Origin of the sequence: Mesorhizobium loti (assembly GCF_003148495.1) — a bacterium.
Taxonomy (GTDB): Bacteria; Pseudomonadota; Alphaproteobacteria; order Rhizobiales; family Rhizobiaceae; genus Mesorhizobium; species Mesorhizobium loti.
Genome location: NZ_QGGH01000009.1, coordinates 1 through 16,535, shown reverse-complemented (window position 1 = coordinate 16,535; position 16,535 = coordinate 1). Strand labels below are relative to the sequence as shown.

General features: G+C 62.2%; 20 protein-coding genes and 1 pseudogene. 12 read left to right on the top strand and 9 right to left on the bottom strand.

Annotation, left to right across the window (positions count from 1 at the left end):
• Positions 1-121: 121 nt before the first annotated feature.
• The 5 genes from C8D77_RS25910 to bmt all read left to right on the top strand — a co-directional run bounded on the left by C8D77_RS25910 (position 122) and on the right by bmt (position 3,668).
• Positions 122-736, top strand: a complete 615-nt coding sequence (locus C8D77_RS25910; protein WP_109669438.1) for a hypothetical protein — start codon at positions 122-124, stop codon at positions 734-736.
• Positions 737-934: 198 nt separating this feature from the next.
• The gene (locus C8D77_RS37305) at positions 935-1,132 is read left to right on the top strand and encodes a hypothetical protein (RefSeq protein ID WP_126069386.1); all 198 of its coding nucleotides are present in this window, start codon (positions 935-937) and stop codon (positions 1,130-1,132) included.
• A 228-nt stretch (positions 1,133-1,360) separates the two neighbouring features.
• Positions 1,361-2,323, top strand: a complete 963-nt coding sequence (locus tag C8D77_RS25905) for an ATP-grasp fold amidoligase family protein (protein WP_109669436.1) — start codon at positions 1,361-1,363, stop codon at positions 2,321-2,323.
• 29 nt (positions 2,324-2,352) lie between these two features.
• A complete protein-coding gene (locus C8D77_RS25900) occupies positions 2,353-2,541 on the top strand; it encodes a hypothetical protein (protein ID WP_109669433.1) in 189 nt (62 codons plus the stop codon).
• 104 nt (positions 2,542-2,645) lie between these two features.
• Entirely contained in the window at positions 2,646-3,668 is a 1,023-nt protein-coding gene (gene bmt / locus C8D77_RS25895) for a betaine--homocysteine S-methyltransferase (RefSeq protein WP_164548712.1), read from the top strand.
• Positions 3,669-3,684: 16 nt separating this feature from the next.
• Here bmt and C8D77_RS37695 read toward each other — a convergent pair whose 3' ends face one another.
• The 3 genes from C8D77_RS37695 to C8D77_RS25880 form a co-directional block, all read right to left on the bottom strand.
• On the bottom strand, positions 3,685-3,966 hold the full coding sequence (locus C8D77_RS37695) for a hypothetical protein (RefSeq protein ID WP_164548713.1): 282 nt from the start codon (positions 3,964-3,966) through the stop codon (positions 3,685-3,687).
• Positions 3,967-4,329: 363 nt separating this feature from the next.
• Complete coding sequence (locus C8D77_RS25885; protein ID WP_109669425.1) at positions 4,330-6,474, bottom strand: YfbK domain-containing protein; 2,145 nt, start codon at positions 6,472-6,474, stop codon at positions 4,330-4,332.
• Positions 6,475-6,476: 2 nt separating this feature from the next.
• Positions 6,477-7,037: an RNA polymerase sigma factor gene (locus C8D77_RS25880; protein WP_109669795.1), complete on the bottom strand. Its 561-nt coding sequence runs from the start codon at positions 7,035-7,037 to the stop codon at positions 6,477-6,479.
• Positions 7,038-7,193: 156 nt separating this feature from the next.
• Here C8D77_RS25880 and C8D77_RS25875 point away from each other — a divergent pair, with 156 nt between their 5' ends.
• The 6 genes from C8D77_RS25875 to C8D77_RS25850 are packed head-to-tail and all read left to right on the top strand — an operon-like array spanning position 7,194 to position 9,539.
• Positions 7,194-7,517 carry an ArsR/SmtB family transcription factor gene (locus tag C8D77_RS25875; RefSeq protein WP_109669422.1) on the top strand — a complete coding sequence of 108 codons (324 nt, stop codon included), beginning with the start codon at positions 7,194-7,196 and terminating at the stop codon, positions 7,515-7,517.
• A complete protein-coding gene (locus tag C8D77_RS25870) occupies positions 7,514-7,924 on the top strand; it encodes an SRPBCC family protein (protein WP_109669419.1) in 411 nt (136 codons plus the stop codon). The genes C8D77_RS25875 and C8D77_RS25870 overlap by 4 nt, the downstream gene beginning before the upstream one ends.
• 56 nt (positions 7,925-7,980) lie before the next feature.
• Positions 7,981-8,202, top strand: coding sequence for a hypothetical protein (locus C8D77_RS25865; RefSeq protein WP_109669416.1), 222 nt, complete (start codon positions 7,981-7,983; stop codon positions 8,200-8,202).
• An 11-nt stretch (positions 8,203-8,213) separates the two neighbouring features.
• Positions 8,214-8,657, top strand: coding sequence for a DUF1801 domain-containing protein (locus C8D77_RS25860; RefSeq protein WP_109669414.1), 444 nt, complete (start codon positions 8,214-8,216; stop codon positions 8,655-8,657).
• Between the two features lie 39 nt (positions 8,658-8,696).
• Positions 8,697-9,089 (top strand): VOC family protein, encoded by a 393-nt coding sequence (locus C8D77_RS25855; RefSeq protein ID WP_109669412.1) that lies wholly within the window; start codon positions 8,697-8,699, stop codon positions 9,087-9,089.
• A 42-nt stretch (positions 9,090-9,131) separates the two neighbouring features.
• The gene (locus C8D77_RS25850; RefSeq protein WP_109669409.1) at positions 9,132-9,539 is read left to right on the top strand and encodes a DUF1801 domain-containing protein; all 408 of its coding nucleotides are present in this window, start codon (positions 9,132-9,134) and stop codon (positions 9,537-9,539) included.
• 36 nt (positions 9,540-9,575) lie between these two features.
• Here C8D77_RS25850 and C8D77_RS25845 read toward each other — a convergent pair whose 3' ends face one another.
• From C8D77_RS25845 to C8D77_RS25820, 6 genes are all read right to left on the bottom strand, one after another.
• On the bottom strand, positions 9,576-10,754 hold the full coding sequence (locus C8D77_RS25845) for a BaiN/RdsA family NAD(P)/FAD-dependent oxidoreductase (protein WP_109669406.1): 1,179 nt from the start codon (positions 10,752-10,754) through the stop codon (positions 9,576-9,578).
• A gap of 109 nt (positions 10,755-10,863) precedes the next feature.
• Positions 10,864-11,601 (bottom strand): dienelactone hydrolase family protein, encoded by a 738-nt coding sequence (locus tag C8D77_RS25840; RefSeq protein WP_109669404.1) that lies wholly within the window; start codon positions 11,599-11,601, stop codon positions 10,864-10,866.
• 106 nt (positions 11,602-11,707) lie between these two features.
• Positions 11,708-13,012: a CynX/NimT family MFS transporter gene (locus C8D77_RS25835; RefSeq protein ID WP_109669401.1), complete on the bottom strand. Its 1,305-nt coding sequence runs from the start codon at positions 13,010-13,012 to the stop codon at positions 11,708-11,710.
• Positions 13,009-13,686 carry a FadR/GntR family transcriptional regulator gene (locus C8D77_RS25830; protein WP_109669398.1) on the bottom strand — a complete coding sequence of 226 codons (678 nt, stop codon included), beginning with the start codon at positions 13,684-13,686 and terminating at the stop codon, positions 13,009-13,011. Before C8D77_RS25830 ends, C8D77_RS25835 begins: the two co-directional genes overlap by 4 nt.
• Before the next feature lie 121 nt (positions 13,687-13,807).
• The gene (locus C8D77_RS25825; protein ID WP_109669395.1) at positions 13,808-14,503 is read right to left on the bottom strand and encodes a 4Fe-4S dicluster domain-containing protein; all 696 of its coding nucleotides are present in this window, start codon (positions 14,501-14,503) and stop codon (positions 13,808-13,810) included.
• A gap of 89 nt (positions 14,504-14,592) precedes the next feature.
• A complete protein-coding gene (locus C8D77_RS25820) occupies positions 14,593-16,167 on the bottom strand; it encodes a trimethylamine methyltransferase family protein (RefSeq protein WP_109669393.1) in 1,575 nt (524 codons plus the stop codon).
• A 275-nt stretch (positions 16,168-16,442) separates the two neighbouring features.
• On the opposite strand from C8D77_RS25820, the pseudogene C8D77_RS38405 reads away from it, so the two are divergent.
• Positions 16,443-16,535 (top strand): annotated as a pseudogene (locus C8D77_RS38405) (cobalamin-binding protein); the annotation flags it as partial.

The following is a 16,535-nucleotide window of genomic DNA, read 5'->3' as shown; positions in this document are numbered from 1 at the left end:
TGTTTTGAATGCTCGATTGACCTTTTGCCCGGCAGTTTCGCCCCGCTCGTTCGTTATCCCCAAGTCGCTGGCGTGAAAACCATCCGGTTCCAGCCAGCTCGTTTCCGGAAGGACCTCTGCAATGAACTTGAAGACACTCATGGTCGTGCTCGGCACGATCTCCAGCCTTTCCGTCGCCGGTGTGGGCAGCGCTCAAGCGGCGGACGCGCAGCGCGTGCGCGGCACCGTGGTCAGTTTCGAACCATCGCTGCTCACCGTGAAAACCCGCCAGGGCGATACTTCGGCAATCAAGCTCAATGCCGACTGGAAGATCTCAGGCGTCGCCAACGCATCCGTAAAGGACATCAAGCAGGGCGATTTCCTCGGCATCGCCTCCGTGTCGAAAGCGGATGGCGGCAGCGGTGCCCTGGAGGTGGTGGTTTTCCCGGCCGCGCTGAAAGGCACCGGCGAAGGTGACCGTCCCTGGGACCTGCAGCCAAACAGCCGGATGACCAACGGCACCGTCGCCGACGTCACCGATGTAAGCGGTCGAGCGGTCACGCTGACCTATGACAATGGCCAGACCAAGAAGATTTCGATCCCCGACAACACGCCTGTCGTCACCTTCGCGCCGGCCACGCCGACCGACCTCAAGCCGGGCGCTACGGTCTTCGTTACCGCTCAGCGGGCCAGTAACGGCACGCTGAGCAGCAGTCGCGTCGTGGTCGGAAACAATGGTGTCGTTCCGCCGATGTAGTCGAACAGGGCGGCCAAGTCGCCGCCCTTCGATCTTGCCGCGGATGGTGGTGGCAGCCCGGATTCCTCAGAAACAGTCCAGAAACAAAATTCTACAATCGGGAAATACTGACGAAAAAAATCGGGAGCGTAATCCCATCCGCGGCGGTCGGGCTATCGCCCCGATTCATAGACGGCCGCGAAAGAAAGGAAACGATCCATGAAGAAGTCCCTCCTCTCAGCCCTCGGGCTTGCAGTTGCGCTGGCTTTCACGGTGCCGGTGATCGGCGCAACGAGCGCGGATGCGGCTCCGATGGCCAAGCATCATCGTCATCATCATCGTCATCACCACCACGTCCGCCATCACCACCATCATCATCATCACCACGTGAAGAAGACGATGAAGAAGACCTACTAAGCACACCAGACTGCCAACGAGAAGACCGGCCTTGGCTTCTTGTTCCGAGGCTGGCCTTCTCCGATCCTCGAGCCGCGATCGCGGACTGGATCGACAATTCACGCAAATCCAACGCCGCGACGCCTGCAAAACCTTTTACGAAAACAACAAATCGCGATACGGAATGGGATATATCTGACCGGCGATCTGCCCGGATCGGACTCAGCCAACAACGGCCGGGTATCCCTGATGACGGCCAAGGCCAATTTTTCCTGGACAGGACGCATTATTCTGTCGGTTGCACGCTTGTTGCTGACCGTTCGCCATCCCGCGCTTACAGTGCGGTTCGTGAAAAAACTCGGCTATCTGCCCAATCCGGCCGCGCCCGAAACATACCATGAAATGTTGCTCTGGCGAAAAATCCTCGACCGCAATCCACTGTTCGTAACACTGACCGACAAGCTTGCTGCCAAGGCTCATATAAGCAGCGCCTGCCCCGAACTTGCCTTGCCACGGACGCTCTGGTCAGGGCGCGACCCTGCCGACATTCCTCTCGATCTGCTGGCCGGCGATGTCATCGTCAAGACAAACCACGGCTGCGCGATGAACATATTCGTTGCCGGCGGCGACCCCAATCGCGGCCACATCATCGCCAAGGTGAGGCACTGGCTGAGAAAACGTTATGGCCGCCGCGATGGCGAATGGGCCTATTGGCCAGTCGTTCGCACCGTTTTCGTGGAAGAGCGGCTGGCGCTGTCCGGCACAAGGATCGCAACCGACATCAAGGTGCATGTTTGCGGCGGCGTGGTCACGCATGCCTGGGTCGAGGATAAGGCCGCGCGACGTTCGCTGCTTTTGGATCGGGAAGCCAATCCATTGCCCGGGCGCGATCCGGACTATCCCCGCGAGGATCAGGCCGTGCCCGTCAATGCGCGGCTTCTCAGCTATGTCCGCCAGGCGGTGTCGATCGCCCCTGCCATCGCCGGCAACCTCGACTACATCCGCGTCGACTTCCTGGTCACCGATCATTGTCTCTACGCCGGCGAGATCGTCGTCTATCCCGGCGCTGGCTATGGCACCTGCACCAATCCGGCGTTCGCCGGCGAAATCGAGCGGCTCTGGCGGCTCGACCAATCCGCCTTCCTGCGGCGGCATCACAAAGGTGCTGTGGCCCTATATGCCGAAGCACTTCGCGCCAAGCTCGCGAACTAAATTAGTCCCGGCCACGGCATTTCCATTTTTTGAAGGACAGGTCATGCCAGACCCGCGCCGCATCGGTCTCCGCGTCGATCAACCCGCCGGGCGGCTATGTGACGTTGCGCGCCGAGCAGAATCTCCTGCTGGTGGTCACCGCCTGCTCGGTTGACTATTATTCAACCAATGGCGGGATCTGCACCGAAATCCATGTCGAGATCACCTCGACACAGTGAGGACCGGCCTCCGATCCTGGTGCCGGCATCGCTGCAAAATCATTGACTACACATAAAGACTTCTTTATATCCTTATTCGACTTCGAAACATGAAAGCCAATCCTATGACGACCACCAACCCGATCGATGCGCTGCTGGCTGAAAAGGGCGTGCTGCTGGCCGATGGTGCCACCGGCACCAATTTGTTCGCCATGGGTCTGGAGGCCGGCGAGGCACCCGAGCTACTGAACGAAACGGCGCCCGACACCATCACCAGCCTGCACCAGAATTTCGTCGATGCCGGCGCCGACATCATCCTCACCAACTCGTTCGGCGGCACCCGTCACCGCTTGAAGCTTCACCATGCGCAGGATCGCGTGCATGCGCTGAACAAGCGCGCCGCCGAGCTCGCACGCGCTGTCGCCGACAGAGCCGGCCGCAAGGTGATCGTCGCCGGCTCGGTCGGCCCGACCGGCGAATTGCTGGTGCCGCTTGGCGCCATGACCTATGACGAGGCGGTCGATGCCTTCGCCGAGCAGATCGAGGGCCTCAAGGAAGGCGGCGCCGAAGTCGCCTGGATCGAGACGATGTCGGCTCCCGACGAGATCCGCGCCGCCGCCGAGGCTGCCATTCGCGTCGGCCTGCCCTACACCTACACCGGTTCCTTCGACACCGCCGGCCGCACCATGATGGGCCTGCTGCCGAAGGATATCCACGGCGTCACCGACGGACTTTCGCAAGCGCCGCTCGGCGTTGGTGCCAATTGCGGCGTCGGCGCGTCCGACATCTTGGCCTCGCTGCTCGACATGACCGAGGCGAAGCCGGAGGCGACGGTGATCGTCAAGGGCAATTGCGGCATTCCTGAATTCCGCGGCACCGAAATCCATTATTCCGGCACACCCGAACTGATGGCCGATTATGTGCGCCTCGCTGTCGACGGCGGCGCCAAAATTATCGGCGGCTGCTGCGGCACCTCGTTCCAGCACCTTGCCGCCATGCGCAAGGCGCTCGATGCGCACACCAAGGCGGATCGTCCGACGGTTGCCGCAATTGTCGAGCGCATCGGTCCGATGCGCAACAAGGTGGCGACGGAAAACACCGCCGAGACCAGTGAAGCCCGCCGCGAGCGCCGCCGCAGCCGCGCCTGACCTTATCAGTCTTCGATTATTCGCTGTTGTCGGCGTAGCTCGACTGCGCCGACTTGAAGTCGACCACATTGTCGCCGCTCATCGTCATCAGCGCGCCGGATGAAACCGGATCGGTTATCTGCTCCAGCATGATGCGGAAGCGGTCGTTGGTCAGCGCCGACATGGCGGTGTTGCGGGCAGCGGTGACATTGTCGCTGATACGCCTGGATTCCGCCGACGGTGCCGACGAAGCGGCTGGCCCTTGAGCTGGAAGGTCTCGTGCCGGCGGTATCGAGTTGGCGATAGTCCTGATCTGCAATTTCGGCTCCCTCAAGCCCAGTACACCTGTCCCGTGTAGCAAGAGGGAGTTGCGATCCGGTACCGGAAATGCCGTGCAATTTAACGATCATGCAGGTTAACGCTACGCCTCGGATCTGTTGAGATTCAAGTCAGGCCGAGTCGAGAATGGTAATTTTCGAGAATCGGAGCGGAGCGTACTTAAAGTACGTGAGCCCCGGAAGCGCAGGGAACCCCATTCGCAGGCCGGCCTCACCTGAATATCAATAGGTCCGAAAAAAGGCCGGCAAGGGAATGAACCCCTCGCCGGCCTGCCTCACCCGCCCGTTGGTCGGTTTCCCGTATCAGAACGATCCCATCTGAAAGAAACCGGCCGTCATCACCACTACCGGTTACCGCCCAGCGCCGAGGCAAGGCGCACAAGCGAGAGGAACTCGGACCTGTACCCAAACGGGTCGGCTCCTCGAGCGGCGGTGGCGATCTCCATGATCTTGTCGTAACCGAACTTCGCGGTCGCATCCTCGTCGCGCAGCTTCTGGCCGAAGGCCGCAACCGCGACGGAGAAACGCTGGTCGGTGCTGGCCTGGTCGAAGGACGAAATCTCGTTGGCCGAGGTCACCGGCGTGGTGATCAGCTTCGAGACGTCTTCATTGGGCAGCTTGTAGCGGATCTTGACGAAGGCATATTCGTCCGCATTGGCGACGCCGCCATTGTCCACCGACGCCTGGCCATAACGCAGCGGATCGATCTGCTCGCCACCGCTGCCCTTGGGCGTGATCTCGTAGATCGCGGTGACCGAGTGGCCCGAACCGATATCGCCGGCATCGACGCGGTCATTGTTGAAATCCTCGCGGTTCAAGGCGCGGGTCTCGTAGCCGATCAGGCGATATTCCGAGACCTTGTTCGGGTTGAACTCGACCTGGATCTTCACGTCCTTGGCAATGGTGAACAGCGTCGAGGAGGCATCCTCGACAAGCACCTTTTCAGCTTCGGCCAGCGTGTCGATATAGGCGGCGGTGCCGTTGCCGTTCTGGGCGATGGTCTGCATCATCTGGTCGTTCAGATTGCCGCGGCCGAAGCCGAACACCGACAGGAAGACACCGGTCTTGCGCTCGCTTTCGATCAGCCGCTTCAGATCATCATCGTCGCTCTGGCCGACATTGAAGTCGCCGTCAGTGGCAAGCATCACCCGGTTGACGCCATCCTTGACGAAGGATTTTTGCGCCAGCCTGTAGGCTTCCTTGATGCCCGCCTCGCCGGCCGTGCTGCCGCCGGGCGTCAAATTGTCGATGGCACTGAGGATTTTGTCCTTTTCGGACGCCTTGGTCGGCTCCAGGACTGTGCCCGCATCACCCGCATAGGTGACGATCGAGATGGTGTCGTCCGCCTTCAGCTTGCCGACCAGCAACCGGAAAGCCGATTTGAGCAGCGGCAGCTTGTCCGGCTCGTCCATCGAACCCGAGACATCGATCAGGAAGACCAGATTGGCCTTCGGCTGCTCGGTCGGCTTGACGTCAAACCCCTTGATGGCGACATGCATCAGCTTGGTCTGCGTGTTCCAAGGCGTTGGCATCACGCTGACGGTCGAGTTGAACGGCGTCGAAGCCGACTCCGGGCCCTTCCAGTCATAGGGGAAGTAGTTGATCATCTCCTCGACGCGCACCGTGTCGGCCTGCGGCAGGGTGCCCTGCTTCAGCGAGCTGCGCACAAAGGAATAGGAGGCCGTGTCGACGTCGATCGAGAAGGTCGAGACCGGATCCTCGAGTGCTGCATGCACCGGATTGGTCTTGAAATCCTCGACGCGATCGCGGTTTTCCTCCTGCGGCTGCATCTGGTCGGCCGGCAAGGTCGACGGCGGCTGCACCATCAGCTTGGACTCGGCCGGCATGCGGGCGGCCCGAGAGGTGCTGGGCGTGCTTATGGAGCCGTCCAGCGCAAACTCGCCCGTCGGAGCTGGCGCAGGAGGTGCAACGTTCGTCTTTCCGGCGTCGGCAGCATCCTGGCGGGGAGCGCCCGTCGCCGATTCCTGCTGTGCCGTACCGCCAGCAATGGTCGATTCGGATTTCGGCGGCGAGGCCGGCGCCACAAGTGCATCGGTGGCGTCGCGGCTTTCCACATCCGCGTCGGCCTTCTTGTCCTTCTCCAACCCGGTCGGAGCTTGCTTCGGCTCGGCGGTCGTCGGCTTCAGGGTCGCCGGCTTGTCGGCCAGCGTCTCGCTGATCTTCTCGTCGCCGCCGAATTTGGGCGGCTGTTCCCTCAGCAGATGGAAGGTGGCGTATCCGGCGATCGGCAGGGCGACGAGCCCGGCAAGGGCCGGCGTGGCAATGAGTTTCTTTTGCATGATCTCGCTCCAGAGCTTTTGTGCTCGCTCTGTGAGACGAAGCCCGCCAAGCGATCCTTGGGTGACAGCAGAAATATTTTCCTGATCGTATGCGCGCAGGGCGACTTCGAAAGCACGCGCCTTGGCGTCCCGGGCGGGCGCCGGCACTGCTGCATCGCGCAATCTCTTGAGTTCGTTGTCGTCGACCATGGTCACACTTCCCCGGCCGAGCGCATCAGCGTCTTCAGCCGTTTCTTCGCTTCATGGATGTGCCAGGAAACCGTCGTCTCCGAGATCGCCATCGCCTCGGCGGCGGCCGCGTGGCTCAGGCCCTCGCCATAGACCAGCAGCACGGCGTCGCGTTGCTTGTCGGGCAATTGCCGAACCGCCACCCACAGCGCTTCGGCCGGGTCTTCCGGTTCGACCGACGCCTCGCCCGAGATCAGCGCATGGACGCCATAGGCCTCGGTCTTGACCGTCTCGCGCGCGGTCTTTCGCATCATGTCGCGCGCGGCGTTCATCGTCACGGAATAGAGCCATGTCGTGAAGGCGGCGCCGCCGCGATAGTCGCGGATCGCCTTGCCTAACCGCACACAGACTTCCTGGGCGATGTCTTCGGCATCGGCCTTCCGGCCGCACCAGCGATAGGCGGCGCGATAGACGAAGTCGTAGTGACGCTCCAGCAATGTGCTGAAGGCCCCCCTGTCTCCGCCCTTCGCCCGTCCGATCAGTTCGGCGTCGGAGGCTTCGCTTTCATCCAGCATCATCGCCATCATTTGCCTGTTGGACGAAGGCTAATGGCTAATCCTTGGGACAATGGGAAGATTTTTTTGAAAACGGCCGGATCGTGACCACCCACGCTCCCGCTTGACACATACATATCTCGGCGGTTATATGTCAATCAATAGCCACAGGGTTATCGATCCCAAATGACCAACGATCACGATGTCCTGTTCAGAACGCTCTCCGATCCGACGCGTCGCGCGATCTTCGAGCGCCTGTGCCGGCAAGGCGAGCAGACGGTTGGCGCTTTGACAGCTCAGTCGGGTGTCTCGCAGCCAGCGGTGTCGAAGCATCTCGGCGTGCTCCGGCAGGCCGGACTGGTGCGCGACCGCCATGAGGGACGGCAGACCCATTATAGCGCCCAGCTCGCAGCGCTTTCTCCCCTGACCGACTGGACGAACCAGATGAACGCGTTCTGGCAAAGCCGGTTCGACGACCTCGAGAATTTGCTCAAAAGAATGGACCAATGATCAACACTGCGACCGAAACGCGCTCCGTCATCGTCGAACGTGAAATCCCCTATCCGCCGGAGAAGATCTGGCGTGCCCTCACCCAACCGCATCTGATCGAGGAGTGGCTGATGAAGAACAACTTCAAGCCAGTCGTGGACCACCGTTTCAATCTCAGCGCGGACTGGGGCGGCGTCGACTGCCAGGTCCAGACGGTCGAGCCCAACAAGACACTGTCCTACACCTGGGACACCAAGGATCTCGAGAGCGTCGTCACCTGGACGCTCACCGCTACGAGCACGGGAACCCATCTGCGCATGGAGCAGACGGGCTTCCGGCCGGATCAACAGCCATATTTCCGCGGCGCCACGGTCGGCTGGCAAAGGTTCCTTACTGCCCTGGAGGACGTCCTGGCGCGGCTGGATTGAAACCGCCGGCAAGCGGATTGCTGGTCCGCTTCGGCTCTTTTTGACGGGAGGTGCCATTGGACTGGAACAAGTGGATCCGGCAAATTCATCGCTGGCTGTCGATCATCTTTACGCTGACCGTCATCGCCAACTTCGCCACCATGGCATTTGGGCAGCCTCCCGCCTGGGTGGTCTACTCGCCGCTCTTGCCGCTCTTCCTGCTGCTGTTCAGCGGCCTTTACATGTTCGTGCTGCCCTATGCCGCCAAGGGGCGCGGCGCGCAGCGTGCCGGCGGATAGGAGTGGGCAGAATGGCCAAGGCGCAGGGACAATCGACCACGGCCAAGGCTGCGCCGGTCCTGCTTTCGGGCGGCAACCCGCAAATCGCCAAGGGCGACGGCGACGCCCTGGTGCAGGCCTACATCGCTGCAATGCCGGGCCGGAAGCGTGGTCTCGGCGAGCGTCTCGACGCGCTCATCGTGCGCAACGTGCCTGACGTTCGCAAGGCCGTGCGATGGAACTCGCCGTTCTACGGCATCGAGGGTCAAGGCTGGTTCGTGTCGTTTCATGTCTTCACCCCCTACGTGAAGGTAACCTTCTTCAGAGGCATGTCGTTGCAGCCGATTCCACCCGGCGGCACGGCGAAAAGCAAGGACGTTCGCTGGATCGACATCCGCGAAGACGATGCGTTCGACGAGGCGCAAATGGCGGACTGGATCAAGCAGGCCGCTGCCCTGCCCGGCTGGATTCCGTAGCGGTCACAGAGGCAAGAATACGACAGAGGAGAAAGTGCGATGAAGATCAAGCTAACCAGCGTGTATGTGGACAACCAGGAAAACGCGCTGCGCTTCTACACCGACGTGCTGGGCTTCACCAAGAAGGCCGATTTCAGCAACGGGCCCTATCGCTGGCTGACCGTGGCCTCAGCTGAAGAGCCTGATGGAACGGAGCTGCAGCTCGCGCTCAACGACAACCCGGCCGCCAAAGCCTATCAGGAAGCCATCTTCAAGCAGGGTCAGCCCGCGGTCATGTTCTTCACCGACGACGTCAAGGGCGACTATGAGCGCATCAAGGCGAAGGGTGGCGCGTTTATCAAGCCGCCGACCGAGGTGACCGGTTCGACCATCGCCCAGCTGAAAGACAGCTGCGGCAACCTCGTTCAGATCACCCAGCTGGCGCGCTGGTAACGGGCGGCGGTTGAAACGCGTCGAGGCATAGGAAGGCACCCAATGAACCCATCCGAACAGATCGACCAGCTGATCGCCGGCCTCACGGACTGGCGCGCCGAGATGCTGGCTGGCATCCGCAAGACCATCCTTGCAGCCGACCCGGACATCGTCGAGGAGTGGAAGTGGATGGGCAGCCCGGTATGGTGCCTCGACGGGAACATCGTGGTCGGCAACGCCCACAAGGACAAGGTGAAGCTCACCTTTTCCCACGGCGCGAGCCTGCCGGACCCCGACAAGCTGTTCAACAACGGTTTTGGCGGCAAGGTGTGGCGGGCAATCGATATCCTTGAGGGCGATAAGCTCGATGAGCGTGCCCTGAAAGACCTCGTCCGTGCCGCGATCGACTACAACCAGGCCAAAAAGAAGAAGAAAGCGCCGGCGGTTACTCGGGCGAAGGCGCAGAAGTAAGACTATGAAGCCGGTCGTGGATCGGCGCTTTCGACCCTAAGCCGCCTGCCCCGCCACCCAGCCCGACGACCACGCCCACTGGAAATTATAGCCACCCAGCCAACCCGTGACATCGACGGCTTCGCCTATGAAGAACAGGCCCGGCACGGATTTCGCCTGCATCGTTTTCTGCTCCAATCCGTTGGTGTCGACCCCGCCCAGTGTCACTTCGGCGGTGCGGTAGCCCTCTGAACCGGCAGGCTTGATGCGCCAGTCATTGACCGCAGCGGCGACGGTTTTGATCTGGGCATCGGAAAGATCGGCAAGGTTGCCGTCGATCCCGGTTCGCTCGGCTATCGACTGCGCCAGCCGCTTCGGGAGATGATTTGCCAGCACGGTCTGCACCGCTTGCCGTCCATTTCCGCGCTTGGCGATACGAATGATTTCCGCCACATCAACTCCCGGCAGCATGGCAATGCGGATTTCATCCCCCTCGCGCCAATAGGAAGAGATCTGCAGGATGGACGGTCCGCTGACACCGCGATGCGTGAACAGCATCGCTTCGGAAAACCGCGTCTTGCCGCAGGCGACTTCCGCGTCCACGGCGTTGCCGGCCAGGGGCGCCAGGCGCTCGAGCGTGTTTGCATCGAAGGTCAGTGGCACCAGCGCCGGCCGCGTTTCGACAACGGCAAGGCCGAACCGTTCGGCAAGCTCATAGCCGAAGCCGGTCGCCCCCATCTTGGGGATCGACTTGCCGCCGCAGGCCACGACAACGGACTGGCAAGTGACCGTGCCCGTGGAGAGGGTGAGCACAAACCCCTCCTCGGTCTTGCGGACATCCTCAACCCTGGTCGACAGTGCCAGCTCCACGCCCCTGTCCTGCATTTCCGAGATCAGCATGTCGATGATCTGGCGTGCGGAGCCATCGCAGAACAGCTGCCCCAGTGTCTTTTCGTGATAGGCGATGCGGTGGCGTTCGACGAGCGCAATGAAATCGCGCTGCGTATAGCGGCTGAGCGCCGAGATGCAGAAATGGGGATTGTCCGAGAGAAAGTTCTTCGGGCTGGCATGGATGTTGGTGAAATTGCACCGGCCGCCGCCGGAGATGCGGATTTTTTCGCCGGGCATTGCCGCATGATCGAGGATCAGCACCGAACGGCCGCGCTTGGCCGCTTCCACGGCGCACATCATTCCGGCGGCACCCGCGCCGATGATCACGACATCATAGGATTGCATCAGGCTATTCGTTCCCGCTCGACCCGCTAATCCGGGGCCGCGCCATTAGTGCTGCCTGATAGCGCGAACGGGACGAGCAGCCAACAGGCAAGAACAGCCGCGGAAAGGCTTAGATCAGGGTCTCGGCGAACAGCGTCGTCAATCGCTTCCAGTGGCGTTCCGCACCCGCGGCATTGAAAACGCTATGATCGGGTACGCACCAGCCATGCGCCATACCGGCATAGTTCTCGATGACATGGTCGACTTCCGCAACCCGCAGCGCCTCGGCCAGTCGCGCGGACTGTTCCGGCGGGAAACTTCTGTCGACGCCGGATGTGCCGACATAGACACGCGCCTTGATGGAGGCCGCCTTGCGATGCGGGCTGTCGGCGGCGTCGCTGGCCAGATTGCCGCCATGGAAGCTCGCGGCCGCCTCTATCCTGTCGGGATAGGTTGCGGCGGCATTCAGTGCCCGGCCGCCACCCATGCAGTAACCAACGGTGCCGACCGGTCCGGTGACGCCCTCGGCAGCAAGTGCATCGAGGAATGCACCGCTGTCGCTGATAGTCATATCCTGCGAGGTGCCTGTGACCAGCGCCATCAGCGCCGCCTTGGTCTTTTCCTCGACGAAGGCGGTCTTGGCGTCGAACGGCCCGTAAGGCGCATTGCGGTAGAACAGGTCGGGCACCAGCACCGCATAACCTTCATTCGCCAGCCGCTCAGCCATGCTGCTGAGCGCCGGCCGCGGACCGAAAGCATCCTGATAAAGAATGACGCCAGCCTTGGCCGGAGATGCGTTTGCCGAGCGGAAAAGCCCTGCTTTGGCAACGCCATCCCTGGTCTTGATCTGAAGGTCCTGCTTCGTCATCGCCCGCTCCGTTCGATTGATGCGCGATACATATCCGGCCAAGCCGATACGGCAAGGCGTTCCCTGAACGCGGCAGTCAACATTTCGTGCAGGATTGCGTGACGCGTTATCGGTCGTCGGCGCGCACGGTCCGTGCGCCCACATGCAGCGCGTGGCCGGCGCCGAACCCCATGATGGCGGCGCCAAGCCCGAGCGCTACAAACAGGAGGGCCGACGCCGAAAAACTGCCGGTCCAGCCACGGATCAACCCCACCAGCAGCGGGCCGAAGGCCGCCAGAACATAGCCCACACCTTGCGCCATGCCCGAAAGATGCGCCGCCACATGCGAATCCGGCGAACGCAGCACGATCAGGCTCATGGCAGCCGCGATCAGGCCGCCCTGCCCGATGCCTTGCAGGACCGCCCAGAACAGCACGGTCGAGGTCGGAGCGAAAAGAATGCCGAGCAGCGCAATCACCGCTGTGGCAACGAGCGCCACATTGATGCCGCGCTGGTCTTTCAGCCGCATCGCAAAGGACGGCACGGCAAGGCACGTGATGACCTGCGCCATCACCGATACCGAAACCATGGCGCCGGCGGTGGCCGCGTCGAAACCGCGCTCGCGCAGGATCGGCGCCAGCCAGCCGAAGATGCAATAGGCAAGCGCTGACTGCAGCCCCATGAACAGCGTCACCTGCCACGCCAAGCGATCGCGCCAAAGCCCGACGACGCGAAACCCTTGATGGCTGACCTGCTGTCGGCTGCCGAGCGCCTGCGGAATCCATATCAACAGCACGACCAGCGTCGGCACCGCCCAGGCAGCGAGCGCTCCCGACCATGAACCCGTGACCAAATGCTCGATCGGCAGTGTGAAACCCGCGGCGGCGGCCGAACCGGCGCAGAGCGCCATGGTGTAGAGCCCGGTCATGACGGCGGCCCTGTCGGCAAAATCACGCTTCACCAGGCCCGGCAGCAGGACGTTGCCGATGGCTATGGCACCGCCGGCAAGGAAGGTGGCGACAAACAGCAAGGGAACCGATTCGAACCAGCGCAGCCCGGTGCCCAGCACCAGCAAGGTGAGCGCGCCGAGCAGCGTGCGTTCAGCCCCATAGCGTTGGGCAAGTTTTGGCGCGAAGGGCGCAAACAGACCCAGGCACAAAACGGGCAGCGTCGTCAGCAGGCTGGCGCCGGTCGTCGAAAGCCCGGTTGCCTGCATCACCTCCGGCAGCAGCACCGACAGGCTGGAAAACAGCGGCCGCAGGCTGAAGGCGATCAGCACAAGGCTCGCGCCAAGCACAATACGTGCTGCACGGCTGCGCAGTTCAGGCGGCTGCGGTGCGGGCAGGCTGTCGACTTCCGCATCGATGAGCTCCAGCCCCTTGATGGCCTCGGATTGCGGCTTCGGGTCAGGCTGACGAAAACTCTGGTTCATTGCGAAAGCAGTCTTTCAAGTTGGGCAAGCACCGGCGCCATGAAGGCGCGGACGGCGGCAATCGCGCGCTCGGGATCGCTAGCGGCAATGGCCTCGACGATTGCCGCATGCGCCTGCTGGTCCGGTTCGGGCAGATTGCCGTCGAGCGTGGCGTGGATGGTCTCGGTGATGGCGGCGGTGAAGAAGTCGTAAAGCTCCATCATCGCCCTGTTGCCGGACGCGGCGACGACGGACTTGTGGAAGGCGAGGTCGCGACGGATGAAGGCATCGCTTCCGCCGTCCGCGACGGTGCCGCGCTCGGCAAGCAGTTGGCGCATCCCTTCGAGATCGGCCGGCGTGTGACGCAAGGCGGCTAGCCGTGCCGCCTCGAGGTCCAGCGCCGCCCGCGCCTCCCATTGATCGCGCAGGCCACTGCGCTTGACCCGGTCGAGCGCGGCAGAGGTATCGACGGCAGAGCGCACATAAGTGCCCGAGCCCTGGCGCGTATCGAGGAATCCCTGCGAGACCAGCACCCGCACTGCCTCGCGCACCGTGCCACGGCTGACCGACAAAAGGTCGGTCAGGGCTGCCTCATTGGGAATACGCTCGCCGACGCCCCAGCGGCCGCTGACGATCTCGGCACGCAGGCTTTCGGCGGCGCTGTCGGTAAGATTGGTTCTGGTGGCGGGTTGCATCGAGCCTATTCATCAAGTCATCTGATGACTTGATGAATAGGCTCGCTTCTGTCGATCGTCAAGGCGCTCTTTTGGAACCCACAGTCACGCACCGATGCAAAACCCGTAAGGCAGGTTTCGATCAGCCGGCCACCGCCGCAAAGCTTGCCATGTGAAACGCCTGGACCTCCGGCGGATAGCGATAGGCCGTGCCATAGGGACAGGCATTGCGGTCGAGGCAGCCGCTGCTGCGGCACGGTTCGCCATTCGCTCCCCGCACATGCGCCAGACAGGATTGATGGGCGAATCCTTGCCCGGAATAGGCGTCGACTGGGCACGATTTCAGGCAGGGTTTCTCGACACAGCTATCGCAAAGATGGGGCGCTGCCTCAGCGGCTTGAACCGAAAGCTCGTCGTCGAACAGCAGCGCACCGCGATAGGCATGCCAGAGCCCGTATCGCTGATGCATGAGGATACCGAGCGGTGACGGCCTCAACCCCTCCGCCCGCATCGCCCATTGCTGGAACGGCAGATAAGGTCTGTCGGAAGGCGAAACGGCCCGCGCTCCGAACGTCTCCGCCACCGCGCCGATCACTTCGCGCGACCAACTGTCGAGCGGATCGGCGATGGTCCGTGGTTGCTTTTCCCGCCAGCGCAGGAAATGCGGCCAGGGTGCCGCGCCCGCCTGCCCCACCAGTAGGACGGCCGCTGCCGGCGCACCCGATGAGCCCGTTGGCGGCGCTTCCCCTAGTGCAAAATTGAAGCCGCCACGAAGAATAAGGCCGTTGGCGAAAAGCGCCGCAGCAATGCGGTCAACGCTGCCGGCAGGCGCAATCATTCCTTCTTGACCGGATCGGAGAACGCGCTCCGCCAGACTTCCTTGTGGATGATGTTGGCGACTTTAGCCCCGCCTGATTCGGGCTCCTTTCAAGTGAAGGCGTCGGGCATCGACCCCTTCTTCTTGGCGATAAAGTCTTTCAACGCTTCGTCGATGCTCGGATCGAGATACGGCGCCTCGTAGCTTTCCAGCCAGCGGCGGGCGAGATCGTTGGCACGCTGCGGCGCAGTCTTCTCGCCTTCGGCCAGCCATTGCTCGTAGGAATTGTTGTCGGCGATGTTGGAACGGTAGAAGGCAGTCTGGAAATTGGCCTGGGTGTGGTCGCAGCCGAGATAGTGACTGCCCGGCCCGACCTGGCGGATGGCATCCATCGCCTGGCCGTTTTCCGACAGATCGACGCCCTCGGAAAACTTCTGCGTCATGCCGAGCTGGTCGATGTCCATCATGAATTTTTCATAGCAGGACGCCAGCCCGCCCTCGAGCCAGCCGGCCGAATGCAGCACGAAATTGGTGCCGGCCAGGATGGTCGAGTTCAGCGTGTTGGCGCTTTCATAGGCCGCCTGCGCATCCGGAACCTTGGACGCGCAGAGCGAGCCGCCAGTACGGAACGGCAGACCGAGGCGGCGCGCCAGCTGTGCGGCGCCATAGGAAACCAGCGACGGCTCCGGCGTGCCGAAGGTCGGCGCGCCCGACTGCATCGAGATCGACGAGGCGAAGGTACCGAACAGCACCGGCGCGCCGGGACGGATCAGCTGCGTGAACGAGGCGCCGGCCAGCACTTCAGCCAGAACCTGCGTCAGCGTGCCGGCGACCGTCACCGGGCTCATGGCGCCGGCAAGGATGAATGGCGTGACGATGCAGGCCTGGTTGTGGCGCGCATAGACCTTCAGCGCCCCGAGCATGGTCTCGTCGAACACCATCGGCGAATTGGCGTTGATCAGGCTGGTCAGCACCGTGTTGTTCTCGACGAAATCGTCGCCGAACACGATCTTGGCCATGGCGACGGTATCTTCGGCGCGCTCCGGCGCGGTTACCGAGCCCATGAACGGCTTGTCGGAATATTTGATGTGGCTGTAGATCATGTCGAGGTGGCGCTTGTTGACCGGCACATCGACCGGCTCGCACACTGTGCCGCCCGAATGGTGGATCGACGGCGCCATATAGGCGAGCTTCACGAAATTCTGGAAATCCTCGATCGTCGCATAGCGCCTGACGCCATCGAGGTCGCGGACGAAGGGCGGGCCGTAGACCGGCGCGAAGACGGTGGCATTGCCGCCGATCTGCACCGAGCGCTCGGAATTGCGGGCATGCTGGGTGTAGACGGACGGCGCGGTCTTGAGCAGCGAACGGCACAGACCCTTCGGAAAGTGCACGCGCTCGCCCTTGATGTCGGCGCCGGCCTCTTTCCACAGTTGCAGCGCTTCCGCGTCATCGCGGAAGATGATGCCGATCTCCTCGAGCACCGTGTCGGTGTTCTTCTCGATCAGCGCCAGGCCTTCCTCGTCCAGCACCTCATAAACGTTGATCTTGCGCTTGATGTAGGTGAGCTGCGTGCCCGGACCGCCGCCCGAACGTGCTGCCCGCCGGGCAGCAGCTCCGCCGCTGGCGCCGCGCCCACGTCGCGCGTTTGACGCTTCCTGATCGACTGCCGCGTGTTCGCTCATGGTGGTTCTTCCCTGAATCTGTTCTTGTCTGGAATCCATAGCGGCTGCCTCTCGCCGCTTCTTGCCAGATCGTAGCCATGCACCCTATTCGAAACGGCCCGCCAGCGCCAACGCCTGTCGCAAAATCGACAAGAATTCCAAGAGAGTTACGGTCGCTTTCCTTTTGCGGGAAGTCGCAAATCAGCTATGGATACATGCCCTCAGCGGGTTAGGTATGAACGCGAATATTTTGTGCTTTGCGACATGGTCGCGATGCCGGCAGGAGCTCGATACAAATGTCCGACGACGAGATCATCCTTTCCGAACTTTCCGACGACGAGTTGGTGCAGCAGATGCACGACGATCTCTATGACGGGCTGAAGGAAGAG

What these genes read in the sequence shown, in the direction of transcription:
- C8D77_RS25910 (WP_109669438.1), top strand. Translation starts at nt 122, where the DNA reads ATGAACTTGAAGACACTCATGGTCGTGCTCGGCACGATCTCCAGCCTT.
- C8D77_RS37305 (WP_126069386.1), top strand. Translation starts at nt 935, where the DNA reads ATGAAGAAGTCCCTCCTCTCAGCCCTCGGGCTTGCAGTTGCGCTGGCT.
- C8D77_RS25905 (WP_109669436.1), top strand. Translation starts at nt 1,361, where the DNA reads ATGACGGCCAAGGCCAATTTTTCCTGGACAGGACGCATTATTCTGTCG.
- bmt (WP_164548712.1), top strand. Translation starts at nt 2,646, where the DNA reads ATGACGACCACCAACCCGATCGATGCGCTGCTGGCTGAAAAGGGCGTG.
- C8D77_RS25885 (WP_109669425.1), bottom strand. Translation starts at nt 6,474, where the DNA reads ATGGTCGACGACAACGAACTCAAGAGATTGCGCGATGCAGCAGTGCCG.
- C8D77_RS25880 (WP_109669795.1), bottom strand. Translation starts at nt 7,037, where the DNA reads ATGGCGATGATGCTGGATGAAAGCGAAGCCTCCGACGCCGAACTGATC.
- C8D77_RS25875 (WP_109669422.1), top strand. Translation starts at nt 7,194, where the DNA reads ATGACCAACGATCACGATGTCCTGTTCAGAACGCTCTCCGATCCGACG.
- C8D77_RS25870 (WP_109669419.1), top strand. Translation starts at nt 7,514, where the DNA reads ATGATCAACACTGCGACCGAAACGCGCTCCGTCATCGTCGAACGTGAA.
- C8D77_RS25860 (WP_109669414.1), top strand. Translation starts at nt 8,214, where the DNA reads ATGGCCAAGGCGCAGGGACAATCGACCACGGCCAAGGCTGCGCCGGTC.
- C8D77_RS25855 (WP_109669412.1), top strand. Translation starts at nt 8,697, where the DNA reads ATGAAGATCAAGCTAACCAGCGTGTATGTGGACAACCAGGAAAACGCG.
- C8D77_RS25850 (WP_109669409.1), top strand. Translation starts at nt 9,132, where the DNA reads ATGAACCCATCCGAACAGATCGACCAGCTGATCGCCGGCCTCACGGAC.
- C8D77_RS25845 (WP_109669406.1), bottom strand. Translation starts at nt 10,754, where the DNA reads ATGCAATCCTATGATGTCGTGATCATCGGCGCGGGTGCCGCCGGAATG.
- C8D77_RS25840 (WP_109669404.1), bottom strand. Translation starts at nt 11,601, where the DNA reads ATGACGAAGCAGGACCTTCAGATCAAGACCAGGGATGGCGTTGCCAAA.
- C8D77_RS25835 (WP_109669401.1), bottom strand. Translation starts at nt 13,012, where the DNA reads ATGAACCAGAGTTTTCGTCAGCCTGACCCGAAGCCGCAATCCGAGGCC.
- C8D77_RS25830 (WP_109669398.1), bottom strand. Translation starts at nt 13,686, where the DNA reads ATGCAACCCGCCACCAGAACCAATCTTACCGACAGCGCCGCCGAAAGC.
- C8D77_RS25825 (WP_109669395.1), bottom strand. Translation starts at nt 14,503, where the DNA reads ATGATTGCGCCTGCCGGCAGCGTTGACCGCATTGCTGCGGCGCTTTTC.
- C8D77_RS25820 (WP_109669393.1), bottom strand. Translation starts at nt 16,167, where the DNA reads ATGAGCGAACACGCGGCAGTCGATCAGGAAGCGTCAAACGCGCGACGT.